Source organism: Siansivirga zeaxanthinifaciens CC-SAMT-1, from assembly GCF_000941055.1.
In the GTDB taxonomy this organism is placed as follows: Bacteria; Bacteroidota; Bacteroidia; order Flavobacteriales; family Flavobacteriaceae; genus Siansivirga; species Siansivirga zeaxanthinifaciens.
Map to the genome: position 1 here is coordinate 1,674,402 of NZ_CP007202.1, position 26,220 is coordinate 1,700,621.

The following is a 26,220-nucleotide window of genomic DNA, read 5'->3' on the forward strand; positions in this document are numbered from 1 at the left end:
TTTTGGCGTTACCCTTATACTGATTTTAAGTCAGTATAAGGGTGGCGCTTTCACTACTCGCTCTCTTCGAGGAGCTCAAACAAACCGTTCAATCGCTAACGCATCAGCCTAAGTTAAGTCCAAATTAATTAAGGTCATTAAAACATCAAACAGTCTTAAATGTCAAATAACATATATATAGGTTACGAATTTACAGTAACACCACTTCAACCAGGCGTAGAAATATTAATAGCAGAACTTGGTTATGCAGGGTTTGAAAGTTTCGTAGAAACCGAAACCGGCGTTACAGCTTATATTCAAAAAGACGAATGGCATGACACCATTTTAGAAGATGTTCAAATTTTAAATTCAGACGAATTTAAAATAGACTACACCTTTAACGACATTGAACAAACCAACTGGAACGAAGAGTGGGAAAAGAATTTTAATCCTATAGTTGTAGACGATGTTTGCGCCGTTCGAGCGCCATTTCACGATAAATTTAATACCCAATACGATATAATTATCGAACCCAAAATGAGTTTTGGCACGGGGCATCATGAAACCACACACATGATGATTCAGCATATTTTAGCCAATAATTTCGAAGGAAAATCGGTTTTAGATATGGGCTGCGGCACAGGTGTTTTAGCCATTTTAACCGAAATGAAAGGAGCAAAACCCATTGATGCTGTCGATTACGATAACTGGTGTTATTTAAACAGTTTAGAAAACGTAGAGCGTAATAACTGTGAACATATAACAGTTATAGAAGGCGATGCCAGTGTTTTACATGGCAAAACTTACGATGTTATTATTGCTAACATAAACCGTAATATCTTATTGCAAGATATGGCAACTTACGCAGCCTGTTTAAACAAAGGCGGCGAATTGTATTTAAGCGGATTTTACAGCGAAGACATTCCTGTAATTCAAGAAGCCTGTGAAGCGCAAATGTTAAAATTTGCCGAAAAATTAGAAAGAAATAACTGGGTTGCTCTAAAATTTTTAAATTAGTAAAAACTTTTTTTATGAGTACCAAAGAAAAAACATTAGAAGAGTTACTATTACAAGAAGAAGTTTTAACACAAAACGAGATTGTACTTTACAATGACGATGTTAATACCTTCGATCACGTAATTGATACCTTAATCTATGCTTGCGATCACACACCAGAGCAAGCAGAACAATGTTCGTTACTAGTACATTATAAAGGGAAATGTACTGTAAAAACAGGTGATTACGAAGATTTAAAACCGCGTTGTTCTATGCTTTTAGATGCAGGTTTAAGTGCAGAAATCGTTTAATTTTATTTTAAACAGTATTATTTCTTCTTGCAAGTATTTATGCCTAGTGGTAAATAAAGCGGACAAAAACTAATCATGCTAGTTAGTAAAAATATAATGGCAAAAGCCATTAAAACATAGGCTAGCATACCTTCTATAACATTAAAATAGTATAACAGGGCTATTGCTATGGCAATTAAAGACCTAATACTTTTATCGGTGTTTCCCATATTTTTTTTCATAATAAAAAAGTTTAGTTGTACTTAAATGTAATGAAATTAAAAATATTTAATGGGGTAATTTATCTTTTATAATGCCGTAAATAAAAGTGCCAAAAATAGCAGCAATAATTACAATAGCCATACTATATACGCCCGTACCTAAAAGTATATACAACGGACCCGGACAGGCTCCTATAAGCGCCCACCCAAAACCAAAAATAATACCACCAAATATATAACGCTTAAACCCGTTCTCTTTTAAGGGAACAACAATAGGCGATCCGTTGGCGCCTTTAATAATATTTCTTTTTGATAATTGTAAAAGAATTATACCACTTACAATGGCCGTGCCAATAATGCCATACATATGAAACGATTGAAATCTAAACATTTCATATATTCTATACCAAGATACAGCTTCAGATTTCACTAAAACAATCCCAAAAAACATCCCAATTAATAAAAACTTAATGTATTTCATTATTTAAAAAATTAAGGGTAAAATAAAATTAGTCATAATTAGTCCACCAATAAAAAATCCAATAACGGCAATTAAAGAGGGGCGTTGTAAGCTACTAAGGCCTGTAATAGCATGGCCCGAAGTACAGCCGCCAGCATATCGAGTACCGAAGCCAACCAATAAACCGCCAACTATAAGTATGGCAATTCCTTTTAAAGATAATAAGGCTTCTAAGTTGTAAATTTCATCGGGGACTAATGATGCTCCAGCATTTGAAAAACCTAAAGTTTTTAATTCTTCAACGGTTTTTATATTTAAATCTGTAACCACATCATTCGATAAAAAGTGAGTTGCTATAAACCCTCCAATAATAGCTCCAATAACCACGGCCAAATTCCAGGATTGTTCTTTCCAATCGAATTTAAAAAATTCAGAAATTTTACCACCACCCAAAATAGAGCACATAGTACTAAGGTTAGAAGACATACCAAACGTTTTGCCTAGATATAATAATAGCATCATGGTAAAGGCAATTAAGGGTCCAGAAACATACCATGGCCAGGGATTTAATAAATACTCCATATTTTAAAATTTATGCAAATGTAATTAGAACATATTTTTATTAACGAATAAAATCAATGAAACTTTTATTAGTGAAAAAGCTTGATTCGGGTTAACTTTTTAAATACAAGGCTTTTAAGCTGAAAGTCTAAAAATCAATCAAAAAAATAAAAATTTTATTTGGTTATTTTTTAATAAAAGTTCTATATTTGCACCCACAAAAATGGCCTCGTGGCGCAACTGAATAGCGCACTTGATTACGGCTCAAGAGGTTACAGGTTTGAATCCTGTCGAGGTCACTAGACAGGACAAGTTCAAATTTTCACGAACTTGTCCTTTTCTTTGCTCTAGGAAGTCCTTGGAAATCTGAAAGATATGATTGATTACTGTGTTGAGTTTTAGGGTTCGACACTCGTTTTTTTCAAAAATCAACTTTTCAGAAAAAATCGAACCCAATATCATTTGTTTTGTTTCCCAACTCCCTGAATTATAGAAGGTTTTAAGGTTTTTAAGTACGTTTAGACACTTTTTAATATTACTCATAAAGTTTGTGCCTGCACTCTTTAATTCTTCTAATTCAAATCTTAAATCAGCAATTTTCTGACCATACCTTGCTTTTCCCTTTTCAAATGTGGATGCATCTATTTTTCCTTCAAACAAATTGTCTTCAGCTCTTTCAATTGTTTCTTGCAGGGTTTCTATTTCGGCTTCAATCTTAGAGATCTTTCTTGCTCTGCTAGCTTTGTCGTCTCCATATTGCTCTTTTATTACATCAAGATACAAGTCTGCTACACCTTGATCAATAGTTAAATTGGAAATTAAGTTGTCGAATAATTCATGTGCTTCGTTCACTTTAAATCTTTCACGACACCCTTTTCTGCAATGGTAATAGTAATATTTACCTCCAAGTCTACCGGTTGAGGCACTCCCTGTTAATGGCTTTCCACATCTTGAACATTCGATATGTCCTCTCAATGGTAAGTTTTCATCTTTAATAGACCATTTCTTAGTAATACGTTTTCTGCCGGTTAGTATATCCTGAACTTTATTGAAAAGCTTTTCAGAAACAATTGCCTCATGCAAGCCTTCAACAACCATTTCATCTTCTGTTTTATAAGCAGGAACCTTTACCTTACCTATGTAAACGGGATTTCTGACGACCATGTGAAATCTTGATCTTGATATTTTCAAGCCTTTCTTTAACATGATTCTTCTCACTTCATCCACAGGTTTTTTAGTTTGTGCAATTATTTCAAATGCTTCTCGAATTAATTCTGCTTTATCCGAAGGAGTTAAACTTGCCTTGCCATTCTCAGTTCTTTGGTTCTTGTAACCAATTGGAGCAGTGGAAGTCCAACACCCCTCCTTGTTTGCTCTCCTTGAACCTTCGGTTACTCTTATTGATATTTTATCGTTTTCAACTTCTGGTACAGCTAAATAAATAGCTAACATTATTTTATTATCAGGCTGATCAAAGTCTAAAGGTTGTTCTATTGAGTTTACTTTGATCCCTAATCGTCTTAGAGAGTCTATTACTTGATAAGCTTCTCCAGCATTCCTTGAAAACCTATCCCATTTTGTAAAAAGTATTTGATCGACATTTTTTCGATTTGCCTTACAGTAACTCATTAGCTTTGTCCACTCAGGTCTATCGAATGTTTTAGCTGAATAGTCGTCCTGAAAATGTTTGATAATATTGAGATTTTTTAGATTACAATACCTCTCTAGCACTTCCTTTTGATAGGGAAGACTAAATCCTCTATCCGCTTGGTCGTCCGTTGATACCCTTGTGTAAATTATTGCGTTTGTCATATCTTCCGCTTTTTAAATCTTTTAATTGGCAGGTAGCAAAACGATAAAGAATTTCTCTAATCTCTATAATCTCTTCATCGGTGTACTTCTTTCCATATTTTTCTAATTTCTTTCTACAATGTTCAATTGATAGCATTTTCCTTCACTTCGCCAATCCCTCAAATCTTTTGATAAGACCAGTGTTTGTGATGTTGCCTGAATATTTCTCAAAGCTTTCATAACTTTTGTTTTACTACTCTATTAATGTGTACCGCCTTTCCGTCCTCCTGGTTGATGGAAATACTTTGGAAGGCTGCATCTCTCATTATATCAATCACCCTTTTGTCAATGGGCATTTTCTCTTCGCATTCCACTCTATCAAGCTGACCTTTGCGTTTGATTACTTTAACACTGTGGTAGTTCTTGTTTTGTATAAAATCCAAAGCTTTTGATTCCTTTTGTTCAATTGCTATCAGATTCAATTCCTTTACCCAATGGTATATTCCCGGAAAAGCCCTCTTAATTAATTCAGCAAGATGGATTACAAAACAGCCTATTCCATGTAAACTTTCAATCAGCTTTCCACTCTTATCAAACGTGATTAGGATGGATTTATCATTCACCAACACATCCAATACACGGCTTTCTAAATAACTAAGCCATATACCATTTCTGTTAGTTTGTTCGTTAAGCGATGACGATAATTTCTGAACGGCAGTTTGATTCAAATTAAAATCGGATGCCTGAAATAGAATTGCTTCATTAATACCATCAATAAATGAAAGGCTTACATTTTGATCAGAAGACAATAAAACACAGTCCACCTTTTTGTTTCGCAAACAAAAAAGCAATTGTTCCAATGGGGATTGACCAGTTACTATGTGATTATTGCTCTTCATAGTCCTATTTGTTCTTTTTGTAAACTTCAATCAATTCACATTGTGCATGATACAAACGCTCGTCTTTCTCTTTGATCTGAGCATGTGCGTCATTGAGCTGTGAAGTCATGTTTGTGATTATTTTTTTTAAATCACTGACCTCTTCACTAAATCTGTTGTTCTCTTTTTCAAGTAACTCATACTTTGATTGAAGTTGTTTGATGTGATCTCTTAATTCAGGTGGAGCCTGATTGATTAGCTTCTCTACATTGTAGAAGTCTCCATGAACAACTCCGTCATTTTTGGACACATTCTTACCAACCATCACATCCTGATTATCCCCTGAAATTGTTGGATTAATGTTCAGCTTGCTGTATTCGATTGGCTCCTTTTGATTCTCAAACTTTAGAAAATAGTTTGCATTCAGGTCAAAATCGTTTACGATTTTAGTTAACTGTGTAAGCGAGGCATTCCTATTTCCTGACTTAATTTGAGAGAATACCGTGGGATTCTCTTCCATTTTAGCAGAAAATTCACGCTGATTTTTAAGTGTATGCACTCGCATAAGATGTTCTATTGCAGATACATATCGCTCATTCAACATCTCTCTGGTAATTTCTTTATCAACCATAGTTTACCATTTTTATCAATTTGATTTGTATAAGTTTACTAAATTAGTATATCTTTGCAGCAAAGATAGATGTTTTTATTTATCAAAGGTAAACAAATTTACAAAATATTTACAACATGTTTACACAAGAAGAAATAAAAGGGTTCAAAGATGAGCTTCCTTTGAAAGGAATACAGATGATAAAAAGCCGTACAGGCATCTCACGTCCAACAATTTATAAGTTTTTGGAAGGAGAAGAAATACGTCTTCATCTCGCTGAAAAAATTTGGAAAGAGGGCTGGTTAATCATCCAAGAAATGAAAGAAAAGCGTGCCGAATTAAAACGTCATGCCGAAGAAGTGCTAAACAAAGAATACTAATTCTGCTTATGAAAGTTATACAAAATAGTAAATATCATGCTTTCCTTTCAGAGCTGAAGGCATTGATTGAACAGGTAAAGGAAACAAGCCCTTCTTATGGTCAGACCTGCTAACATATATTTCAAGGTTTTGACAAAAGACGGTCTCTCATTAGAGGAAGACCAAATACGTTATAGTCTTCCAACGGGTGTGAAGGACGGAAACTGGCATAGCTTCCACTCCGAGCAAGGCTGTATGCTTTACAAAAATCCGTTACCCTTCTATAAGCAAGGTTACCTCATTTATGTTGCTCATTTCGATGCAGCAGACATCACTACTACTTATCAGGAAATTATTTGGGTGAAACGATTCAGGTTGGTAAGGCAAGCCACGAATCTGGACTTAAAGCCCTTTGGAATATATCGAGCTATTGCTCAGGTCATTTAAAATCTATCAATATGTTGGTCATTAATTATTCAATCTCTTATAAAGCCTTAGATCAGTTCGTGGAATACCACAACGATAAAAACGAGGCGTTACCCGATAAAATTAAAGCAGGAGTACTTTTTACCGCAAAGGAAATCATTCGTGTTTATGGAGCTTTCTTAATTAAGGCAAATGGTATTATGGAGTTCACCGCAGAGACATTGCCGGCTCTAAAGACAAACAACTCTCAATTAGCGGGTTTGGTAAAAGTTAGCCCAAGAACCATTCAAAGACATATCATCAAACTACAAGAAGCAGGTATTATCACTAACAAGGAATTTTGCGGAAGTAATAGCGGATATGAGTTGTTGATAAACCCTAAAATACTGTTAGCAAGGTGTCGAAAAGACCTTTTGGAAGCCGAAAAGGAGTTGCAGGAAGCAAAACAAAAAGACCTTGAAAATCAATCAATTAAAAATAAGGGTACGACAAATTGTCCTCATACATACACTAGAAACAATAGTTACAATAAAAATAATTTAATAATAGGTGTAGATAACTCCAACGGTTCATCTCCTGATCAGAGAAGAACTGGCAACCAAAGAAATCGGAGTTCACTATCGCTCACGGAAATTTTAAGTAAAGCAGGTTACCCTACTGGAAACATTTTAACTGGAAACACCGGGGAAAAAGTTGCGAAAATTTCTAAAGATACCGGGGGAAAAGTGCGAAAGCGAGCCAATAATGAACAAAACTGGAAACAACAGGACGGTTCGGCTCGCAGCACTTCCCTTAATTTTTATGCAGAAAGCTTGTGGAAACTGGCGAAAAACCTTTTGTACAGGGATGTTTTTCTAACTGAATTTCAGGAAAACCAAGCCAAAGAGATGCTTGTTAAGTGGTATGAGCCTGTTTCCGACAAGTTTTTATCCAATGTGCATCAGAATTATTGTGAACGGGTTTACCTCGTTCGAGATTTTGTTGCTAAGGATCCCGAAAAGCGTTTCGTTCAACTACCATATCGCTATTTCGATACCAATAACCCTTCCGGATTCACCGGAACCAAAAAGTGGCTCCAAAAACACTTGGAACGCAAAGAAGAAGTCCGCAAGAAGCTCATTCTCCACGCTCAAATCAAAAAGTACCTGAACAACCAGAAAAAGACGGATTCCAATCGAAAGTCTTCGCTTCAGGTATATCGAGAATGTGAAACACGAATCGGCAAACTAGGCGACCAATCCCTGTTACACCTATTTCATGCTGCGGTACTCAAACCGGAAGTTATTCATCAAATCAGATAGAAATGCTAGGAAAGAAAAAAGGAATCAAAGAGAGTCTTAAAAACTATATGAAGAATGTAACCATAGATGTTTTCGGTTACGAAAAGAAAGTAATCAGCAACGTCCACGGCTACTTTCAGGTGCAATCCAAGAATTATCGACTGTCTAAAGAAGATATGATCGTGGAAATCGGTTTGCAAAACAAACTGTGCAAAGCCCGATTGATAACAGACAAGGCATTATTATATGCCATTCCCACCCCTGAATTAATCGACTTTTTTGCAGGTGAAGGTATGGCTGCTGCATTGGGTTTGCAGCCCATCGTTGAGAAGCGAGTGAGTGACTATTTACAGCACCTCGCCATTGCACATGCCATCCCAGTTGAAAAGGTCAATGCTAAAATTCAGCTTCAAGACAACCTTGTAAAGGTTTTTCTGTGCTATGGTGAAAAGTACCATAGCCTTATTCCATTAAAAACATTAATAAAACAATTCAAACCATGACAGCACCCCAGGGAGGATGGAAATTGAAAAGGGATTCCCTTTCAAAACTGCTCATCTATTTCAAAGATGGCAATGTGAGAACACTATGGTCACTAGACTGGAAGCATAAGTATTCCAAGTTCCTGGACCGAAATTTAGGTCTAGCAAGACTTAGAAAGAAAGTAACGGAATACGGCACAAAAGCCGATGCAGCCATCATTTATGACAAACAAACCGGTAACGAGATTGAAAAGTATTTCGAGGGAACCCCGGTAAAAAAAGACGTGAACGTATGAGAAATGTAAACGAACTATTGGAGCGATTAAACAGTTCGCTTTCATTCGAGGAAAAATACCCTGAACTACAAGATGAAGCTGAAAAAGTGCATGTGTTGTATGTGGCTCCTTGCATGAATGCTTCGGGTTATTACCGAATGATTGCCCCTGCCTTGGAGATTAACAAAACCAAGTCGCATAAAGCTATTGTTAATCAAATTCACAAATGGAATTTCAACAAGAAGCATGATGAATACGATACGCCAGTTGATGAACGATTAATTCGTTGGGCTGACTATATCGTATTTCCTGCCTTCTTTACAGATATTCAACCTAGCATTGAAGGCATCGTTTCCATTAATGACCGTATTCAGTTTGTAATGGATATTGATTGTCATTATTTCAATTTCCCTGACTATCATCCCGGAATAAAAAAGTACCCAAAGGAGCAACTAGAAAAGCTATTGGAGAACCTTTCTAAAATGGATGTAATAACAGCTCCTACTAATGGCATACTGGAAACCATTGAAGATAAGTTGGAAGAAACCTATCCTGATGCAGATCCGATGTTTGCTTTTGTTCCCAACTTACTTTCCAATCAAGCCTATGCAGAAGTACCTCAAATTAATAAGAACAATGGCAAAACCGTTCGACTGGGAATTATTACTAATCCTTCCCAATCGGAAGATGTTAAAAGCATTTTACCTGTTTTACAGAAAGTATTGAAAGACCAAAATGCGGAACTCTTCATTTTTGGTTGGAATGGAAAGCTCAAAGACGAAAATAGCCTTGGTGATTTGCCATTCAAATTTGTGAAGCCGGTGTCTTTTTTAGAATATCCAACTAAGCTGAATAAGCTCGCCTTGGATGTAATGCTTCACCCCATGAACGACCATCCATTTAATACAGAAGGAAAATCATTTGTAAAGTATTTGGAGGCTGCTGCTTTTGCAATTCCTATGATAAGTTCTTCTGTATTTCCATACTCTGAAATCATCAAGCATGGTGAAAATGGAATGCTTGCCAAAGATGAAAATGAGTGGAAAGAGCAATTGCAGAAATTGATTGCCGATGCTCAATTACGCACCGACATTGGACGAGAAGCTTTAAAGTATGCGTGGAAGAACTGGAGCTACAATAAATCTACAATGGAGGTTTACAAGGAATTGTTTATTTAGAAAAAGTTGTACCGATGAAACATACCTTAATTTATCCCTGCAATAAATTTAATCCTTTGCTAGTAAAGACTTTACAAAGGATAAGTGTTTATGGTCAATTTTCAATTGTACCGAGGTACAAATTGGAACCAATTATTTTTGAGCTCTTCCCACTAATTTTAAACCCACAAAAGACCTTCTATAAATAATAAGGAGGTCTTTTTTCGCAGCCTGTTTGCTATATAGGCTTTGCTTTCCCTGCCTTTAGAAAGGCTTTTTATAAATAATAAAAAGACTGGATGAAGGTAGATATTTCATTTAATACAAATAAAAACGGTGTAGAGCTTCGTTTTGATGAAAAGCCGGATGAAGCTACAACCTCTCAATTAAAAGCCGTAGGTTTTAAATACAGCTACCGCCAAAATATGTGGTATGCTTCTAAAACTAATTCCATTGTAGATTTTGCAAACAACCTTAAAGAAGCTCTCGAATCGGGAGAAACAACCATTGCTATAAATATAAAACCCTCTTTTTCTGCATCCGAAGAAAACATCGACCATAAGAATTTTAGCTATGTAAGCATTGCAGCCAAAGGTGATGAAGGCAAACTGTTTTGGGAGAACTACATTGTATTTGAACCAAGTAAAAACATTGCCGAGCAATTGGTGAGTGAGTTTGCCAAAGAAACCTTTAGAGACAAACTCCACTCCATCAACATCTATCCAAGAAACTATGTCCGTAAAGCTCGTCAGCTTTTTAAGGAAGGCAATATCATTGGTGAAAAGTCGGAGCAAAAAGAAGTTCAAGCAAAGGAACCTAGTGCAAAGCCACTTGTTCAATCCGACCGCCCATTAAGCAAAAAGGACAAATTAGAAATCCTCAAAGCCTTTGGGAAGTTTGCTCGAAAGCGACAAGCTGATTTTGGCAATTTAGAGGAAGAGGAAATGCCTTTGCTGTTTTCAGGTTGGTTGCGTGTGAATCATGCTGATTTAAGCGACCGCAAAAATGAGATTTGGGAAGAATACTATACCATTCAAAACATCCTGAATCCGGATCCTGAAAAACCTCAAGTTCCACCAAAGGATTACCATTTGTTTTTCAGAAAATTCCGTGAGCAAGTAAATAAGTCGATTGAAGAACCGGAAAACGAGAGCACTTCCACAGAGGCATTTGCCTCATGGCTTGATGAAAACTACCCCAATATTACCGATGCGGATAAAAAAGCCCTTACCGGAAATTACGATAACTGGCTAAAGGAAAAGGCTAAGAACTTAAAGGCATTGGAGAATTTATCCAAGCCTAAAAAGATGCAGCCGCATAGTGCCATTTTCAATAAGCTTCAAAAACTCATTCCTAATCTAAATGAACATTTGGAGACAGGTACTCCAAGCGGTAAGTCAGTATTGGATAGCAAAGCGTTGATGGATTTATCCTATGACTTTTTAGGTCAGGATAAAAAAGGACGTTACCTCATTGCATTGGCTCACTATTTCAGTCAGAATGGCGATTTAGTTCCCGATCCTGATATGCAGATTCGTATTGATTTGGAACTGGAAACCGGTGAAGCCATGCACTACCAAGACCAATTTGGTTACCGACCGGTATATGTCTTTGAGGATGGCAAGGAACTGGTGAACCTCAAAGAGAAAAAAGAGCAAAACAAGTTCTTATCCGGATGGTTGAGCAATCTTTTGAACCAAGGTCATAAACTGGAATTAGAAGCCACTGAAAACAATGAAGAAGAAACTATTTCCAAACCTGAAACACCACAAGAACAACCAAAAGACGAAGGCATTCTTGCTCATAGTGGATTAACTCCCGATGGCATATTTCAAGCATTTGATAAAGCCTACAAACAAAAGAACTACGAAGGAGCCGCCAGGGAACTGGATGTGCTTCTTATGGATATTCGCAACGGACATCACTTAGAAAGTTTTCCTGAAGCCATACTTCGATCGGAAATGACCGGAATGCGAACACCTATGAAAAAATTAGGTTGGGCTCACTACTATCGAATCATTGATGATGAGCAGTTTAAAGAAGCTCTCTCTACCAATCTTTGGGAACTCGTTCCACAGGAATACAAACAGGTAAAGGCAATCAAACCACTTGACTGGAAAGCCGATCCGATGGATAAAGGCTTGCAAAAGATTGTTGCTTCTTTCGTTTCAAAAGACGAATACCGAACCGCAATGTTGGGGGTGAATTTTGATAAAAACGGCATAGTTGCTACCAATGGATTCAAGCTTCTTTTCATTCCTGATACCGATCATGTAGCCGAAGGCTTGTATTGTATTTCTCCCAAATGTTGGGAAGCAATCAATATTGATAGCAAAGACGGCACAGGACTTTCAGAAGTGGATCAGGATCGTGTGGAACAATACCGTACCCAAACTCGATACCCGGATTATAGCTCGGTTATTCCTTCTTCCTTAAATCATATTCAGCCCATAGATGCAGAAAGCCTATTGAGCTTTTTGGAAGGCATGAAACGCTCCGGATTTTTAAAACCGGACAATTACCCTGTTTGCTTAAAAGCAGGCAGCTATTTTGTTGGTTTTGCTGTGGATATACTCATTGATTCCATCAAAGCACTATTGCATTTAGGAATCACCGAATTGGAACTAGGCGTATTGGAAGCAACCAAAGGTTGTTTACTGGCTGAAAAAGGAAAAACCAAAGATGCTAGAGGGTTACAGCATCCTTTTGTACTGATGATGCCTCTTGTGGTGGATGCCGTTTATGAACGTGATTATCCCGATACTGGTGATGTGTATTTTGATACTACTCTTAATTCAGTTGTTACCAAAGGAATTGATGAACCCAAAGAGCAAGAATCAGAGCTTTTAAAAGATGCCGAGGAAGACATTGAAATCCCTTTTACCAAACAAACCGGATATAGAGGTTCCATTCGATTAAGAACTATTCCTGAAAAAGGATTTAGTTATGGTAATTCTTCGGGTAAAGAATTTGGTGATTTTTCAGGCTCTTCTTCTCCAAGTACACCGGTTTCAGATAAAGATATTTTTCCAACTAAAGAGAAAGCCTTAAAAGCAGCATTTGATGAACATGTAAAAACACTTGCAGCTCATATTCAAAGTAGAGATAGCATTTACAACAATGAAGAGCAAAAGCTAAAGAAACTTAGAAAAGCTCTTGATGAACTGATTGCCTTTGCCAAAGCACAAGGCATTCCCATTAGTCAAATTCCCGATAAAAGTCCAATAGCCAAAAAAGGTTCCATTGATTTTACCCTGCCTGCTGCATGGAAAATGACCGATGACGAATACCCTCAAAACAAAGTGTTGGTATTTGGCAATCCTTACAATCAGTCGAAGTTACGGACGATTTTGTTAGACCGTATTGAAGCCACTTCCATACAATCTCAATTGGAACTGGTCAAAGATATTCGCAAGCGTTTTAAGGAACGAGCTCCTATCAAACTGGAATCTTCTTCTTTGGTTACGCAAAGTAAATCAGGCGAGAAAAAACATAAAGCAATCATTCGCAATTACCTCGATGATCTGATTTTAGACAATGAGATTTGGAAAGTCCCCGGAGCAACTTCGGGGGTACTGGAATATTTAGTTCGCTATCTACTCAATGAAAAAACACCTGCGGTTAAGTCGGAGCCTAAACCCGATAAAAAGCCGAGTAATCAGCATGATTTGAATCTTCAAATTGAAGAGTTTATCGTGGAGAAAGATGCCGAAGATGAGTCCTATTCGGAAGAGGATAAACAGTTTATTACTCAATATACCGGAAGCGGTGGCTTAATCAAGCAAGGAGCTTCGGGTAAAGGTGTGTTGTATGAATACTTCACTCCGGAAGTCATTGCACAGAAAATGTGGGGCTTGGCATACAAGTTCGGTTATTCAGGGGGTGCAGTATTAGAACCTTCCTGCGGAACAGGAAACTTTTTCAAATACGCTCCCAAAGAAGCTGAATTGGTGGGTTATGAAATCAATCCTTATTCAGTCCGCATTGCAGAAATCATTTATCCGAATGCCAGTATCTATCAGCAGCCTTTTGAAACCATCTTTTTTGCAGGGAATACTCACCTCAAAGATGATTTTGGTGGAGCGAAGTATGAACTGGTTATTGGTAATCCTCCTTACGGTGAATTTTCCGGAAAATGGGCAGGCATGGGCGAAAAGAAATGGACTGGAGCTACGGAATACGACCAGTACTTCATTACTCGTGGAATGGATTTATTACTGCCCGGAGGCATATTGGTTTTCATCATTCCAAGTGCCTTTCTAAGTAACAATTCCAAATACAACAAGCTCAAAGAAAAGGTGGCAGCCAAAGCCGATTTGGTAGATGCTTACAGGCTTCCTGCCCAAATGTTTAAAACCACCGACATCGGTACAGACATCATAGTATTCAAACGCAAAAACTAAAGACATGGCAAAAAATTCATCTATACAAGAACTGAACAAATTAATCCAATTGGAATTACAGGAATGCGATTCCAATAAATGGCAATACGTGTGTGAAATGCAAAGCACTCCGAAGGGCTATGCCCGAATTGAGGAGATGATTATCCGCTATGTAGCCAAAGAAGGTATGCCCATTGGCTCTGCCATTGCACTTATTGAACAGGAATTAGCTCATCAAAACGCATAAGGCATGGCACAAGGATATAAAGGCTTTGCCCAAATCGCACGAGAGGCAAACAAACGATTAGAAGAACTTAAAAAACAAAAAACCATGGATCCACTACTAGAAGAACGAGGCTTTATTGGTCCGAACGACATTACTTCTGCTGAGTACGCATGGGAAATGCGAAAAACAGAATACCAACAAATCAAGGCGATTGAAAAAACCGGTAGCCCAATGGTATTGAATCATGCAGACGGTAAACAGCATGAATACCTGATTACCGAGGCGATAAAAGCAGGCAAGGAAATTCCCGAAGAAGTATTACAGGATTATCCATGGCTCAAAGCCGAAATGCAAGAATTGGAAACCGTTAAAGAAAGTGAATCCATAAGCCAAACAGAACAACCTAATTTACTTATGGGTGATGCTTGGTTTGAGGAAAACCCAACTAAAATTTTGGGAGAGCAATACGAAACAACCGATCGTTTTGGAAAGCCAACTACAAAGGTTAAAGGCTCCATGGATGATGTAATTACAGGTATTAATGTGCCTTCGGTAGATGTTCCTGTAACACATGTGGAAGCTCTTGAATCCAACATCAAAGACGATGTAGAGCATTTGGTAAAGGATAAAGTCTATAAAGAAAATATAGAGCAAGTCGTTCAAAAAACCAAAAAGGAACGAGCGGAAAAAGAACTGCAAAAAGCCATCAATCCGGATGCTCCCATGGTGGTTGCAAAGGATAATTTCTCTTTTGACGACATCATGCAGCAATACAATAAAGGACTTACCGAAGATGAAATTAAAGCGTGGGTTTGGTACAAACGAAAAACCAATGGCTACAATGATGAAACGGTGGTTTTGGCTAAGAAAAACGGTTGGTCAAAATATGTGGTTCCTTTAAACGAAGTAGGTAAACAACTGGATAAGTGGCTCAAAGCCGGAGTGGTTTGCTATTACAATGGCGACTACATGCCAAGCGTACTCTACTATGCTGAAAACATCTACAAACGTCAATCGGTATTGCTGCGTGAAAAGGAAACCATCATTCAAACCTTTGGTGAAGAACAATACAACCGCCAATGGAAAGGACTGGAAGCGGTTAAACCACCAAAACTTACCCTAACCGATCCAAGAAAAGAAAATCGCTTATTTATCAAGCCTACTTCTTCTTTTGGTAAAGAAATTCGTGTTGGAGCATTAACCGATGGAACGGCTTTTACAGAGTACAATTCTACGACTGGAAAATGGCAAGAAGGTACAACGGATTTAACCGATGCCTTTAAACAATGGCTTCGCAATCAACCTAAAGATGACTTTAAAAAATCAAGTGCCTGGGATATTATTTCCTACTATATAGATGGCAGAACACCGTCAAGGCATTACGATAAGGAAGAAAAGCTGCGTATTCGTCAAAATGCCAAACAGGAAGGTGATACTTTCTTTGTGGAGTTTTTGGCAAAAGGACTTACTCGTGAAGACCAGTTAAAGATTGAGCAACTATGGAACGAGCGTTACAATGGTTATGTAGAAATCAACTATTTCAAAATTCCGGTCGCTTTTACTTGTTCGGCTACTTTCAAAAATAAACCACTATTTATCCGTCCGGCTCAACGAGAAGGTATTGGATTTATCAGTGTGCATGGCTCAGGCTGTATTGCCTATGATGTTGGTGTGGGTAAAACCATGACCGCCATTTTATCGCTTGCACAAGCCTTGGAAAGCGGACAATGTAAACGTCCATTTATTGTGGTTCCCAACCAAACCTATAAAAACTGGCTTTCGGAATTACGTGGTGTGGTAGAAAAAGGACAAGTCACTCTTACCGGAGTATTGCCTCAATATCAGGTAATGGATCTCTACAACCTTGGACGAGATTATTTAGAACCCTTAATGGATGAAAACGGCACGATGCAACCTGTTCCTGAATATTCCATTTCGGTACTCACTTATGAAGGTTTTAACCGATTAGCCTTTAATGATGATACATGGGACACTATTGGAAACGAGCTTTTTGATATACTCAATCAGGGAACCGAAGAAGAGCGTGAAAAAGTGAAGCTCTTTGAGAAGATTGAAGAGATGATGGGGCGTGGTGTAAAAGGTGGAACGGCAAACATCGAAGAGCTTGGTTTTGATTACATGGTAGTTGATGAAGCCCATGCCATGAAAAAGTCCTTTACTCAGGTAAAAGGTGAACAGCAAGGAAGTGGCAAACGTGAACGAGCTCCTTATGAAATCAAATCCGGACAGCCCTCCATGACGGCTTTGCGTGGCTTTATGATTAGCCAGTACATTCTTAGAAACAATAAAATGAGAAACGTACTGCTTTTAACCGCTACGCCATTTACTAATTCTCCGCTAGAGATTTATTCCATGCTTGCCCTGATTGGTTATCAGCAATTGGAAAAATCGGGCGTAAAGAACATCAAAGAGTTTTTCGATACCTACATCAAAACCAGTTTGGAATTGGTAATCAATGCCAAGCTCAAACCGGAACGAAAAGAGATTGTGATGGGCTTTGCTAACCTCATTGCTTTGCAATCGCTCATATTCAAATTCATCACTTACAAAACTGGTGAAGATGCCAATATCCAACGTCCGAACAAGATTGTGTTACCGATGGTGAACAAGCGTGAAGGCGACCAGGTTATTGCTCTTTCACCCGAAGAGCAAATCAGTACCAACTTACCGCTTACCCCAACACAAAGAGGTTTTATGCAGGATGTTGAGCTGTATGTAACCGGCAGAACAAGTCTTACCAATTTCTGTGTAAACCCAATGGGTATGGAAGAAGAAAGTGAAGACACTTCCAAGGGCGATGCTATTGATGAAAGCAACATGTCGGCTGATGAAGAAGAAGGTGCAAGAATATTGCGTGGACTGTCTTTTGCAAGGCAATTGGCGTTAAGCCCATACCTCTATGCCTGTAATCCGGATAAAAATCCAAGCTACGATCAATACGTGGATTCTTCTCCCAAGCTGAAATACATCATGGAGTGCATCAAAAGTGTGAAGCGATTCCATGAAATGCGTGGTGAAGATGTGAGCGGACAGGTAATCTATATGAATGCCGGAGTAAGTTTCTTTCCACTTATTCGTGAATACCTGATTAAGAAAATAGGTTTTAAGGATAGCGAAATTGGTATCATCAAAAGTGGATTGAGTGCTGCAAAAAAGGAAGGCATCAAAGAGAAGTTTTTGGCTGGAACCATCAAAGTATTGATTGGAAGTGCCACTATCAAAGAGGGCATCAACCTTCAAAACAAAGCCACGACACTTTACAATTGTTGGCTCGACTGGAACCCAACGGATGTAAAGCAGCTCGAAGGTCGTATTTGGCGATTTGGAAACCGCTATGCCAATGTGCGAATTGTCAATCCGCTTATGGAAGACAGTGTGGATACTTTCATTTTTCAGAAGTTGGAAGAAAAGACAAGCCGTATCAATGAGATTTGGTACAGAGCCGGAAAAACCAATGCTCTGAATTTAGAAGAGTTCAATCCGGCGGAATTAAAAATGGGATTGGTTACCGATCCAAAGGCTTTGGCTGAATTGCTACTTATAGAAGAACGTGAGCAAATTCAGGACGAAATCAATAGCCTGAAAAATCAGCAAAATGTACTCACCGATATAAAGTCGGCTCGTGATAATTTCAATAGCAATATTGAGCATGTCAATCAGGCGGTGGAACGCTACAAGCCTCAAAAGACTACCGATAAACACGGTAATCCGATAAAAGTGCAAGCCCGAAGTATTGAAACCGTGCTAAAAATCTATAAGGACTATTTGGAGGATGAAACTACCCAAACCACTTATCGAGATCAAAACATCTACGATACGGTGCGAAAAGCCAATGCCACTTTAAAACGTGGATTGGAACAAGTACTGGAGCCCAAAGGCTACGACATCAATTTTGATTTTGAACAGGTAAATGGCAGAATCAATACAGAAATTGAGGAAAAGCAACGCATTCTGGAAGAACGCACCGGAACCGAAGCGGTAAGTCAAAAGGCAGAGGAAATCATCAAAGATCGTGAGCAAAAAGGCTATAAACCCAAGTCGGTTGCCGAGCGTGTAGAAGAGTTTGCTTCTCTCAATGATAAGGTACTCACTGAACTGATGGTGTATGGTGGTGAATCGGAAAAAGCAACCGATACCAAACGAGCCAAGAAAGGTGAAGTACTGGAAAGTTCAGCCGATAAGCTAGATAAAATCAGAAAACTACGTGGTGCTTTCAAGCAAATGCAAGAACGACTGCAACGCATCAAAGCCCTGAAAAAGGCTGCATAATTCATTAACAAATTAATATACAAGCGATGATAAAAAATGATCCATACAAATTGCTCGAAAAAGAAGGTGTAGCCAAAAAGGTATTGAGCGAACGCTCCCTGGAGGCTTTGAGCATTTACGATGAAACACTGGAAGGTTTAAAAGAATTTCCGGACGATAAAACCATGAAGGACATGGCAGAGCAAATTGGTGAAACTGCCATTGAGTTGCTCAAAGAAGATATTGCAACCATCAAAGATGAGCTAACTGACAAGGCAGAGCAGCAACAAAAAAAGCAGCTCAAAAAAGCTCAATCCAAAAAGATTGTAGAGAAGTCGGAAAAAACCATGGACTACCTCGCTGAGTGTAGGAGAAAGCTTCGTGAAGAGCGAAAGCAAAAAATGGCTTCGGGGGAAATCAAAAAGCCGGTGAAACGAAAGCTTACTACCAAGCTAAAGGATAATATGAAAAAGATTGCAGGCATGATGCCCAAGGCAATCAAAGAGGATCCCAATAAGGTAGAGCAAACCGAAAAAGCCGTGCAGAAATTCTTGGGCGATCTCAAACGCATTTGGGGCATGAATAAAATCAAGCCAATTGAAGATGAATTGCATGAAAAATTCAGTGAGTTAAAGGAAAAAGCAGAACAAACCGCATAAAATATTGAACATGAAAAAATATCCGCATCAGGTTTTCCTTGCCGAAAACAAACTAAAAACAGAACAGCTCCCTAAGCAATTGCAAAAACGAATCAAAGGATTTGAAGAGCTGCAAGAAGATTTGGAACATGCCGTGGACGATGACCATGACCGTTTGGCTAAGAAGCTCGACCATCTCTCTTTGGAATTGGAAGAAGACCTTTACGAAGAGTTTGAAGACCAATTGGAAAACAACGAGGGACAAGACGATTTGCAATCGGGCAGCTTATACAGTTTTAGTGATGGATTCACTTGGAAGATTGTCTCTAAAAAAGAAGCCAAAGCCCTGTTCAATAAAAATCAGGAAGTATTTGGACTAAATACCGATGAAGAAACCGAAGGAGTAATTGAAGACTTATCCGATTTAGATGCCTATGAGGTTTTTGCTGTTGAGTATAAAGCTCCCAAAACAAATGGTAAGGCAAATTCTGATGAAGCCATTTTGGATCTGCTCTATGCTAAAGGGAAAAGAGAAATTGCCCGAACCGATTTACAGAAAATGGGATTCAAAACACCTTTGGAAGCTTCAAAAGTTAAAGTGGGTAAATATTCCCTATACAAAGCCATGTTCTCTTATACCTACACCATTAAACGATAGCCTATGGAAGAAACAAGTACTATCCATGGGAAAACCATGCGTTCGGATTATGAGGATTTGCAATACCATATCGACATGGTGGTGGGCAAAATCGGTTTGCAAAAAACGGTGGTATTGCTTCGCAGCTTTGTAGAGAAAGCTCAGTTTGAACCGTTAAAAAACAATGCTCCTTTGCTGCTTACCTTCCTCACTTCCGAGGCAATTGCATTGTTTGATTTGAAGGAAGAAGATTTTTATACCAACACCACTACCGAGTACCGGGAAGCTCGCATGGCATGTTATCATTTGTATCACAAATACACCTCATACAGTTACGCCAAAGTTGCCCAGGTATTTGGTACAGGAAAACGCAACATCATTTACTACAAACAAAAAGTAGATGAACGCTTGACGATTCCACACTATTACAAGCCCTTCATTCAGTTGTACGACCAACTGGAAGAGCGAAGCATTCAATTTATATCAAAACTGTAAACAGCCATGAGCGACATACATTCAGAAGTAGAACAAGTATTGAATTCAGGAGCCGAAAACGTGGCTTTTGAAGAGATTCCGGACGAGAATAACAGTCCGCTAAACCAACCGGTTGTGGAAGATGAAATCGGTCATGGCAAAAAGGTAGTTACTCCTAAACCAGAAACAGAACCGATGGAGCAAAATGAAGAGCAGGAAGAATCAGATGAAGAAGAAACGGAAAATGAACCATCCATAAACGATGACTTTGACCAAAACATCTACGATGCTCCTGAACAGGAAATTGGTTCCTATGAAGAAGGTGAAGATGGTTTGGATGAATTAGACGGAGAAGATTTTGAACTCCCAACTGGACATGCCAAGCAAGCTGCGGATACTTTATTGGGTATGACCGACAATGTGCTTGCCGTTGGAAGTGGCTTTTTTGTGAAAATCAAGAAGCACAAAGACTTCTACGACTTTGAAGAGATTGTTCAGGTTATTGACGAGCAGAATGCTAAAAACGTCAAACGCATCAAGCTTGATGAAGAGGATAAAATCCTTCTTCGTCCACTACTGATAGCCATTCTGAAAAAGAAAGCCAAAAAGCTTACTCCCGAACAACAATTATTGGGTGCGGTACTCTCTATCCTCATGAAGAAAGCCCAAGTGGTAATGGAAATACGAGCCGAAAATGAAATCCTGCTTGATCGCATACTGGAAATTATTCGGGAAGAAAAAGCCAATGCCATGCCCGAACCGGCTTATGAACCTACCATGGAACAAGAAGAATCCGAAGAGGATGAATTAGAAAATACTGTTACGGAAGAATCAGATACCGATAAGGTTTAACAATGCCACAATGCTTATAAATAGCAGTATAGCTGGCTCAATAATAAATATGCTTTAAGCATGAAGTAGCACAGGATGAAGAAGGAAACGACTAATCAAGACATAGAACAAAAGAAATCGACTAGAGGCAGAAAGCCCATTACCTATTCCAAAGAAGATTTGGAACGCCAACCCATGTTGGTACTTATTTGTGGTGAAACCGGTGTGGGTAAAACCTATCGCAATGTAACCGAGATACGCCACTACATGAAAGACGATGCCTCTACCGGACGTAAAGGCAGAAAGGTACTGGCTTTTGATGTGAATGATGACGATTACCCGATGTTTCCAACGGTGAGTCCTTTTCATATCAAAGCCCTTACCAAAGTACAAGCTCGTAGGATCCGACCAATAGCCAAAAACGGACAGAACATGAGCATTGAAGAAAAGCGTGAAGTGGTACAACGTATGGTAAACCAATTCAAAAACGGCTTATTGGTACTGGAAGATTTGGATAAATACATGGTAGGTGCAAAAGGTCAAACCGTAGTTGGCTTGCTCACCACTAACCGTCACAATGGACTGGATATTATGATTAGTCACCAGTCCATTGCGAAAATTACCACCACCGAATGGCAAAACTGTACATGGCTCCGTTTGCATCATCAGGTAGATGATGTATCGAGGTATGAAAGCAGAATACCTAATTACTTTTTAGTGCGAATTGCCACCTACATTGTAGACGAACAATACAACCTTGCTAACAATGCCTTTGCCGATGGCAGCATCAGTAAAGACGAATATAAAAAACGCAGAAGCTTCTTTGTGTATGTAGATATGCGAAGGCTTAAAATTCGAGGATGCAGCCGTGATGCTTTTATCCGTGCCTGCAAGAAGTTTATTGACACCGAAGACCAACGCAAAATCCGCATGATGCTTCAAGAAAGGGATAATCAGGATAAACCCTTATACAAAAACCGTTCAGCAGCTACTGTAAAACTCATTACCGAGTACCTACGTCACCACGAAACCGGACCGAATTCTCCTTTTGCATCTTAGTAAATGAAGCCACCGCTTAAAAAAGGAAGTCCGGACGATTTTCAAACACCACCGGAAGCATTAACCCCATTATTACCATTCTTGAAAAAGGACTGGACAATATGGGAATGTGCCAGTGGTAAAGGAAACTTATCTACCTATCTCAAACAGCAAGGTTTTAAGGTGATTAGCACCGACATACTTGCCGGAAAAGACTTTTTGAGCTATGAACCCAAGCAATACGACTGCATCATTACCAATCCACCTTATGCTTTTAAACAAGAATTTTTAGAACGAGCTTACTGTTTAGGCAAGCCCTTTGCCTTTCTACTGCCTCTCACCACTTTTGAAACCGCCAAACGCCAACAATATTTTAAGCATTGCGGACTGGAAGTGATATTCCTAGACAAACGTATCAACTTTGAAACTCCTGATGGCTCTGGAGACGGCTCATGGTTCGCTACCGCTTGGTTTACCAATTGGCTCAAAATTGGTAAGCAGATGAGTTTTACCTCTCTTTAAAAATTGATTTTGTGAACAATTTGTAAAGCTCTACAAAATAAATTATTTGCTTTTTAAATTTTTTGTAGTATATTTGTCAATAATTTGTAAAATACTACAAAAGTGAACAATGTAAAAATATCAGATATTGCACAGCTTCAATTTGGCTTATACTCCAAGTCTTCCGAGGAAGGCGATGTGAAGTATTTACAAGCTAAACACTTTGATGATTCCGGTATTTTAGTGGAGGAGATTGATACGCTTCTAACCAAAGACGATAAAAACGTATCTCATCTATTACAGGATGGAGATGTATTATTCGTTGGTAAAGGGTTCCGAAATTTTGCATGGACTTACACAACTTCAATAGGTGAAGCTATTGCTTCGTCTATCTTCTTTGTAATTCGTCCAAACCAATCTATTGCTTTCCCTGAATTCCTTGCTACGCTTTTTAATACAGCCAAATACCAAGCTTATTTTCAAAGCATGGGGGCAGGAAGTAAAATCACATCCATTCGTAAATCGGAATTGGAAGCGGTAACAATCAATCTTCCTGATTTGGAAACGCAGAAAAAAATTGTTGAACTAAAAAGATTGCACCAAAGAGATATGGTGCTTTCAAAAGAGATAATCGAAGAAAAAGAAATCAGGTTTCAATCTGTAATTAATCAATTGCTAAATACATAAACATGGGACATAAAATAACACAAAAGGAAATCAATCAGACTGTATGGAAGGCATGCGACACATTTAGAGGCGTGGTAGATCCTTCGCAATACAAAGACTATGTACTAACAATGCTATTTGTTAAGTATGTCTCAGATGTGTGGAAAGATAAAAGGGATTTATATACTGAAAAGTATAATGGTGACGAACAGCGAATTGTCAGAGCTTTGAGAAATGAGCGTTTTCAGGTTCCTGACAATTGCACTTTTGAATACCTGTTTGACAACCGTAACGCAGCCAATCTTGGTGAGTTGATTAATACCGCTTTGGAAGGCATGGAAGATGCTAACCGAAGCAAGCTTGACCGTGTATTTAGAAATATTGACTTCAACTCTGAATCTAACCTTGGTAGAACCGGAGATAGAAACAGAAGATTAAAAAACCTATTGGTTGATTTTGCTAACCTAGACTTGCAACCTTCACACCTAGAAGGCAACGATATTATTGGCGATTCTTACGAATACCTTATTGCCATGTTTGCTGATTCGGCAGGTAAGAAAGCAGGGGAATTTTACACCCCTAGCGAAGTATCTACACTACTAGCCAAACTGGTGCAACCACAAGCCGGAGACCGTATCTGTGATCCAAGTTGTGGTTCGGGTTCTTTGTTGATTAAGGCTTCAAAAGAAGTAGGAAGCAATAACTTCTCTTTGTACGGACAAGAGATAAATGGAAGTACCTGGGCGTTGGCACGTATGAACATGTTCTTACATGAAATAGACAATGCCACTATTGAATGGGGAGATACCTTAAACAATCCTCGATTGATTGAAGGTGACAGCTTAATGAAGTTTAACGTGGTAGTAGCAAATCCTCCGTTTTCATTAGACAAATGGGGAGCAGACAACGCTACTGCCGACCAATACAATCGTTTCCATCGTGGCGTTCCTCCAAAAAGTAAAGGTGATTATGCCTTTATCAGCCACATGATTGAAACGACTTATGAGGACACTGGACGTATGGGTGTAATTATGCCTCATGGAGCTTTGTTTAGAGGAAGTAGCGAGGGGAAAATCAGAGAACAATTGATTAACGAAAACCTATTGGAAGCGGTAATAGGATTGCCTTCTAACTTGTTTTTTGGAACCGGTATTCCTGCCTGTATTTTGATTTACAACCGTGCTAAAGGCAGTAACAAAGATGTGTTGTTTTTGGATGCAAGTAATGCCTATGAAGCAGGAAAAAACCAAAACCGATTAAGACCACAGGATATTGAGAAAATCCTGAACACTTACATCGCTTTTAAAAATGGTGAGACTGTAACGGGTGATGAAGGAGAAGTGATTGAGGATAAATACGCATACAGGGCAACCATCAAAGAAATCAAGGAAAACGACTACAACCTGAACATTCCTCGCTATGTGGACACCTTTGAAGAAGAAGAACCGGTAGATATTGCCGAAACGCAGCAAAAGATAACTACCCTGAAACAGGAATTAACACAAGTGGAAAGTAAAATGGAAGCTTATTTAAAGGAATTGGGATTTTAATATGAGTAACGTAACCGAAATAGAAAAAGGCTATAAAAAGACATCTATGGGAATTCTTCCTGATGACTGGGAAGTAGTTCATATTGAAGATGTTGCTTTTGTTGATAAGGAAAGCCTCAATGGCAATACTGATCCTGACTATACTTTTGAGTATATATCGCTTTCTGACGTAGATGAAAAAGTTTATTCAACAAATACTGTTCAGTTTAAAAATGCACCTTCTCGTGCTAGAAGACTTGTGTTTGGCGGTGATATAATTATGTCAACTGTGAGACCTAATTTACAAGGTTTTGCAATGATTAAAGAAGACAAACGTCCTCTAGTAGCTTCGACTGGTTTTGCCGTAATTACAGCCAATAAAATTGAAAGCACGTATCTTTTTCAGTCACTTTTTAGCGATGTCTTTTCTAAGCAATTTTATCAGTTAACTGTAGGTTCAAATTATCCAGCAATTAATTCGTCAGATGTTAGAAAACTAAAAGTTCCTTTCCCTCCCGTCCCTGAACAACAAAAAATTGCAGAAATACTCAGTACTTGGGATGATGCAATTAGAATAACCAAAGATTCCATTCTTGAAACTAAAAAAAGAAACAAAGGTCTTGCACAACAACTTCTTACAGGAAAAAAAAGGCTGAATGGATTTAGTGAGGAGTGGAACGAAGTGAAATTGGGGGATATTGCTGAAAGAATTACCCGAAAAAATGAAGAATTAGATGATACTGTAGTCACAATATCAGCTCAACGTGGATTTGTTTTACAAGAAGACTTTTTCAAAAAAAGAGTGGCGAGTGATACCCTTTCAGGGTATTATCTAATTCATGAAGGAGAATATGCATACAATAAGAGTTATTCAAACGGTTATCCGATGGGTGCTTTTAAACGCCTAGATGATTTTCCAAAGGCAGTTGTAACTACCCTTTACATCTGTTTTAAATTAAAAGAATCTGTTAACTCTGATTTTGTTAATCAATTTTTCCAAGCAGGATTAATGGTTAAAGGCTTATCTAGAATTGCCCAAGAAGGAGGCCGAGCACATGGCCTTTTAAACATCAGTCTTGGTGATTTTTTTAGTTTAAAACTATTCATACCTGAGGTAAAAGAGCAACAAGCAATTGCCTCCATACTTCAAAATGCAGAACAAGAACTAAAAATTCAACAACAAAAATTAACAAACCTTCAAGAGCAAAAGAAAGGCTTAATGCAAAAGCTTTTGACTGGTGAAGTGAGAGTTAAAATTGATTGA

General features: G+C 38.4%; 26 protein-coding genes and 1 tRNA gene. 20 read left to right on the forward strand and 7 right to left on the reverse strand.

Annotated features, from left to right (window positions below):
- Nucleotides 1-159 precede the first annotated feature (159 nt).
- On the forward strand, nucleotides 160-996 hold the full coding sequence (prmA, locus tag AW14_RS07520) for a 50S ribosomal protein L11 methyltransferase (RefSeq protein ID WP_044638255.1): 837 nt from the start codon (nucleotides 160-162) through the stop codon (nucleotides 994-996).
- A gap of 14 nt (nucleotides 997-1,010) precedes the next feature.
- Nucleotides 1,011-1,286: an ATP-dependent Clp protease adaptor ClpS gene (locus AW14_RS07525; protein WP_044638256.1), complete on the forward strand. Its 276-nt coding sequence runs from the start codon at nucleotides 1,011-1,013 to the stop codon at nucleotides 1,284-1,286.
- A 17-nt stretch (nucleotides 1,287-1,303) separates the two neighbouring features.
- Here the strand turns inward: AW14_RS07525 and AW14_RS07530 are convergent, their stop codons facing one another.
- From AW14_RS07530 to AW14_RS07540, 3 genes are read right to left on the reverse strand one after another with little or no spacing between them, the layout of a single operon-like run.
- Nucleotides 1,304-1,507 carry a YgaP family membrane protein gene (locus AW14_RS07530; RefSeq protein ID WP_044638257.1) on the reverse strand — a complete coding sequence of 68 codons (204 nt, stop codon included), beginning with the start codon at nucleotides 1,505-1,507 and terminating at the stop codon, nucleotides 1,304-1,306.
- Nucleotides 1,508-1,553: 46 nt separating this feature from the next.
- Nucleotides 1,554-1,967 carry a DUF6691 family protein gene (locus AW14_RS07535; RefSeq protein ID WP_044638258.1) on the reverse strand — a complete coding sequence of 138 codons (414 nt, stop codon included), beginning with the start codon at nucleotides 1,965-1,967 and terminating at the stop codon, nucleotides 1,554-1,556.
- Nucleotides 1,968-1,970: 3 nt separating this feature from the next.
- On the reverse strand, nucleotides 1,971-2,528 hold the full coding sequence (locus AW14_RS07540) for a YeeE/YedE family protein (RefSeq protein ID WP_044638259.1): 558 nt from the start codon (nucleotides 2,526-2,528) through the stop codon (nucleotides 1,971-1,973).
- A 204-nt stretch (nucleotides 2,529-2,732) separates the two neighbouring features.
- Between AW14_RS07540 and AW14_RS07545 the strand changes: the two genes are divergently transcribed.
- Nucleotides 2,733-2,806 (forward strand) — tRNA-Arg (locus AW14_RS07545).
- On the opposite strand, the gene AW14_RS14685 is transcribed toward AW14_RS07545, so the two are convergent.
- The 4 genes from AW14_RS14685 to AW14_RS07560 all read right to left on the reverse strand — a co-directional run bounded on the left by AW14_RS14685 (nucleotide 2,772) and on the right by AW14_RS07560 (nucleotide 5,807).
- The gene (locus AW14_RS14685; RefSeq protein ID WP_084708813.1) at nucleotides 2,772-4,319 is read right to left on the reverse strand and encodes a recombinase family protein; all 1,548 of its coding nucleotides are present in this window, start codon (nucleotides 4,317-4,319) and stop codon (nucleotides 2,772-2,774) included. The two genes, AW14_RS07545 and AW14_RS14685, sit on opposite strands and share 35 nt — an antisense overlap.
- A complete protein-coding gene (locus AW14_RS14840) occupies nucleotides 4,267-4,455 on the reverse strand; it encodes a hypothetical protein (RefSeq protein ID WP_044638260.1) in 189 nt (62 codons plus the stop codon). Before AW14_RS14840 ends, AW14_RS14685 begins: the two co-directional genes overlap by 53 nt.
- A 79-nt stretch (nucleotides 4,456-4,534) precedes the next feature.
- A complete protein-coding gene (locus tag AW14_RS07555) occupies nucleotides 4,535-5,197 on the reverse strand; it encodes a hypothetical protein (protein WP_154662133.1) in 663 nt (220 codons plus the stop codon).
- Between the two features lie 4 nt (nucleotides 5,198-5,201).
- Nucleotides 5,202-5,807: a hypothetical protein gene (locus tag AW14_RS07560; protein WP_044638262.1), complete on the reverse strand. Its 606-nt coding sequence runs from the start codon at nucleotides 5,805-5,807 to the stop codon at nucleotides 5,202-5,204.
- A gap of 116 nt (nucleotides 5,808-5,923) precedes the next feature.
- Between AW14_RS07560 and AW14_RS07565 the strand changes: the two genes are divergently transcribed.
- From AW14_RS07565 to AW14_RS07650, 17 genes are all read left to right on the forward strand, one after another.
- Nucleotides 5,924-6,166: a hypothetical protein gene (locus tag AW14_RS07565; protein WP_044638263.1), complete on the forward strand. Its 243-nt coding sequence runs from the start codon at nucleotides 5,924-5,926 to the stop codon at nucleotides 6,164-6,166.
- A gap of 335 nt (nucleotides 6,167-6,501) precedes the next feature.
- Nucleotides 6,502-7,872 (forward strand): Lrp/AsnC family transcriptional regulator, encoded by a 1,371-nt coding sequence (locus AW14_RS07575; protein WP_245617568.1) that lies wholly within the window; start codon nucleotides 6,502-6,504, stop codon nucleotides 7,870-7,872.
- A gap of 2 nt (nucleotides 7,873-7,874) precedes the next feature.
- Nucleotides 7,875-8,354 carry a hypothetical protein gene (locus AW14_RS07580; protein WP_044638266.1) on the forward strand — a complete coding sequence of 160 codons (480 nt, stop codon included), beginning with the start codon at nucleotides 7,875-7,877 and terminating at the stop codon, nucleotides 8,352-8,354.
- The gene (locus AW14_RS07585; RefSeq protein ID WP_044638267.1) at nucleotides 8,351-8,629 is read left to right on the forward strand and encodes a hypothetical protein; all 279 of its coding nucleotides are present in this window, start codon (nucleotides 8,351-8,353) and stop codon (nucleotides 8,627-8,629) included. The genes AW14_RS07580 and AW14_RS07585 overlap by 4 nt, the downstream gene beginning before the upstream one ends.
- A gap of 101 nt (nucleotides 8,630-8,730) precedes the next feature.
- The gene (locus AW14_RS07590) at nucleotides 8,731-9,786 is read left to right on the forward strand and encodes a glycosyltransferase (RefSeq protein WP_169744657.1); all 1,056 of its coding nucleotides are present in this window, start codon (nucleotides 8,731-8,733) and stop codon (nucleotides 9,784-9,786) included.
- A gap of 278 nt (nucleotides 9,787-10,064) precedes the next feature.
- A complete protein-coding gene (locus tag AW14_RS14460) occupies nucleotides 10,065-14,168 on the forward strand; it encodes a DUF6908 domain-containing protein (RefSeq protein WP_052647451.1) in 4,104 nt (1,367 codons plus the stop codon).
- Nucleotides 14,169-14,172: 4 nt separating this feature from the next.
- Nucleotides 14,173-14,394 (forward strand): hypothetical protein, encoded by a 222-nt coding sequence (locus AW14_RS07600; protein WP_044638269.1) that lies wholly within the window; start codon nucleotides 14,173-14,175, stop codon nucleotides 14,392-14,394.
- Nucleotides 14,395-14,397: 3 nt separating this feature from the next.
- Nucleotides 14,398-18,663: an SNF2-related protein gene (locus tag AW14_RS07605; protein WP_044638270.1), complete on the forward strand. Its 4,266-nt coding sequence runs from the start codon at nucleotides 14,398-14,400 to the stop codon at nucleotides 18,661-18,663.
- Nucleotides 18,664-18,689: 26 nt separating this feature from the next.
- A complete protein-coding gene (locus AW14_RS07610; RefSeq protein WP_044638271.1) occupies nucleotides 18,690-19,301 on the forward strand; it encodes a hypothetical protein in 612 nt (203 codons plus the stop codon).
- 79 nt (nucleotides 19,302-19,380) lie between these two features.
- Nucleotides 19,381-19,938 (forward strand): hypothetical protein, encoded by a 558-nt coding sequence (locus AW14_RS07615; protein ID WP_154662134.1) that lies wholly within the window; start codon nucleotides 19,381-19,383, stop codon nucleotides 19,936-19,938.
- Between the two features lie 3 nt (nucleotides 19,939-19,941).
- The gene (locus AW14_RS07620; RefSeq protein WP_044638273.1) at nucleotides 19,942-20,412 is read left to right on the forward strand and encodes a hypothetical protein; all 471 of its coding nucleotides are present in this window, start codon (nucleotides 19,942-19,944) and stop codon (nucleotides 20,410-20,412) included.
- 6 nt (nucleotides 20,413-20,418) lie between these two features.
- Nucleotides 20,419-21,243, forward strand: coding sequence for a hypothetical protein (locus AW14_RS07625; protein WP_044638274.1), 825 nt, complete (start codon nucleotides 20,419-20,421; stop codon nucleotides 21,241-21,243).
- A 75-nt stretch (nucleotides 21,244-21,318) separates the two neighbouring features.
- Nucleotides 21,319-22,281, forward strand: a complete 963-nt coding sequence (locus AW14_RS07630; protein ID WP_044638275.1) for a zonular occludens toxin domain-containing protein — start codon at nucleotides 21,319-21,321, stop codon at nucleotides 22,279-22,281.
- A gap of 3 nt (nucleotides 22,282-22,284) precedes the next feature.
- Nucleotides 22,285-22,782 carry a PIN domain-containing protein gene (locus tag AW14_RS07635; protein ID WP_044638276.1) on the forward strand — a complete coding sequence of 166 codons (498 nt, stop codon included), beginning with the start codon at nucleotides 22,285-22,287 and terminating at the stop codon, nucleotides 22,780-22,782.
- Between the two features lie 102 nt (nucleotides 22,783-22,884).
- Complete coding sequence (locus AW14_RS07640) at nucleotides 22,885-23,448, forward strand: restriction endonuclease subunit S (protein ID WP_044638277.1); 564 nt, start codon at nucleotides 22,885-22,887, stop codon at nucleotides 23,446-23,448.
- 2 nt (nucleotides 23,449-23,450) lie between these two features.
- Complete coding sequence (locus tag AW14_RS07645; RefSeq protein WP_044638278.1) at nucleotides 23,451-24,977, forward strand: type I restriction-modification system subunit M; 1,527 nt, start codon at nucleotides 23,451-23,453, stop codon at nucleotides 24,975-24,977.
- A 1-nt stretch (nucleotide 24,978) separates the two neighbouring features.
- The gene (locus tag AW14_RS07650) at nucleotides 24,979-26,220 is read left to right on the forward strand and encodes a restriction endonuclease subunit S (protein ID WP_084708815.1); all 1,242 of its coding nucleotides are present in this window, start codon (nucleotides 24,979-24,981) and stop codon (nucleotides 26,218-26,220) included.

Bases quoted from the DNA above. Each gene is read 5' to 3' on its own strand.
- prmA (WP_044638255.1), top strand. From the start codon at position 160: ATGTCAAATAACATATATATAGGTTACGAATTTACAGTAACACCACTT.
- AW14_RS07535 (WP_044638258.1), bottom strand. From the start codon at position 1,967: ATGAAATACATTAAGTTTTTATTAATTGGGATGTTTTTTGGGATTGTT.
- AW14_RS07645 (WP_044638278.1), top strand. From the start codon at position 23,451: ATGGGACATAAAATAACACAAAAGGAAATCAATCAGACTGTATGGAAG.
- AW14_RS07525 (WP_044638256.1), top strand. From the start codon at position 1,011: ATGAGTACCAAAGAAAAAACATTAGAAGAGTTACTATTACAAGAAGAA.
- AW14_RS07630 (WP_044638275.1), top strand. From the start codon at position 21,319: ATGAAGAAGGAAACGACTAATCAAGACATAGAACAAAAGAAATCGACT.
- AW14_RS07540 (WP_044638259.1), bottom strand. From the start codon at position 2,528: ATGGAGTATTTATTAAATCCCTGGCCATGGTATGTTTCTGGACCCTTA.
- AW14_RS07580 (WP_044638266.1), top strand. From the start codon at position 7,875: ATGCTAGGAAAGAAAAAAGGAATCAAAGAGAGTCTTAAAAACTATATG.
- AW14_RS07530 (WP_044638257.1), bottom strand. From the start codon at position 1,507: ATGAAAAAAAATATGGGAAACACCGATAAAAGTATTAGGTCTTTAATT.
- AW14_RS07605 (WP_044638270.1), top strand. From the start codon at position 14,398: ATGGCACAAGGATATAAAGGCTTTGCCCAAATCGCACGAGAGGCAAAC.
- AW14_RS07625 (WP_044638274.1), top strand. From the start codon at position 20,419: ATGAGCGACATACATTCAGAAGTAGAACAAGTATTGAATTCAGGAGCC.
- AW14_RS07610 (WP_044638271.1), top strand. From the start codon at position 18,690: ATGATAAAAAATGATCCATACAAATTGCTCGAAAAAGAAGGTGTAGCC.
- AW14_RS07565 (WP_044638263.1), top strand. From the start codon at position 5,924: ATGTTTACACAAGAAGAAATAAAAGGGTTCAAAGATGAGCTTCCTTTG.
- AW14_RS14460 (WP_052647451.1), top strand. From the start codon at position 10,065: ATGAAGGTAGATATTTCATTTAATACAAATAAAAACGGTGTAGAGCTT.
- AW14_RS07650 (WP_084708815.1), top strand. From the start codon at position 24,979: ATGAGTAACGTAACCGAAATAGAAAAAGGCTATAAAAAGACATCTATG.
- AW14_RS07560 (WP_044638262.1), bottom strand. From the start codon at position 5,807: ATGGTTGATAAAGAAATTACCAGAGAGATGTTGAATGAGCGATATGTA.
- AW14_RS14685 (WP_084708813.1), bottom strand. From the start codon at position 4,319: ATGACAAACGCAATAATTTACACAAGGGTATCAACGGACGACCAAGCG.
- AW14_RS07635 (WP_044638276.1), top strand. From the start codon at position 22,285: ATGAAGCCACCGCTTAAAAAAGGAAGTCCGGACGATTTTCAAACACCA.
- AW14_RS07620 (WP_044638273.1), top strand. From the start codon at position 19,942: ATGGAAGAAACAAGTACTATCCATGGGAAAACCATGCGTTCGGATTAT.
- AW14_RS07585 (WP_044638267.1), top strand. From the start codon at position 8,351: ATGACAGCACCCCAGGGAGGATGGAAATTGAAAAGGGATTCCCTTTCA.
- AW14_RS07555 (WP_154662133.1), bottom strand. From the start codon at position 5,197: ATGAAGAGCAATAATCACATAGTAACTGGTCAATCCCCATTGGAACAA.
- AW14_RS07600 (WP_044638269.1), top strand. From the start codon at position 14,173: ATGGCAAAAAATTCATCTATACAAGAACTGAACAAATTAATCCAATTG.
- AW14_RS14840 (WP_044638260.1), bottom strand. From the start codon at position 4,455: ATGCTATCAATTGAACATTGTAGAAAGAAATTAGAAAAATATGGAAAG.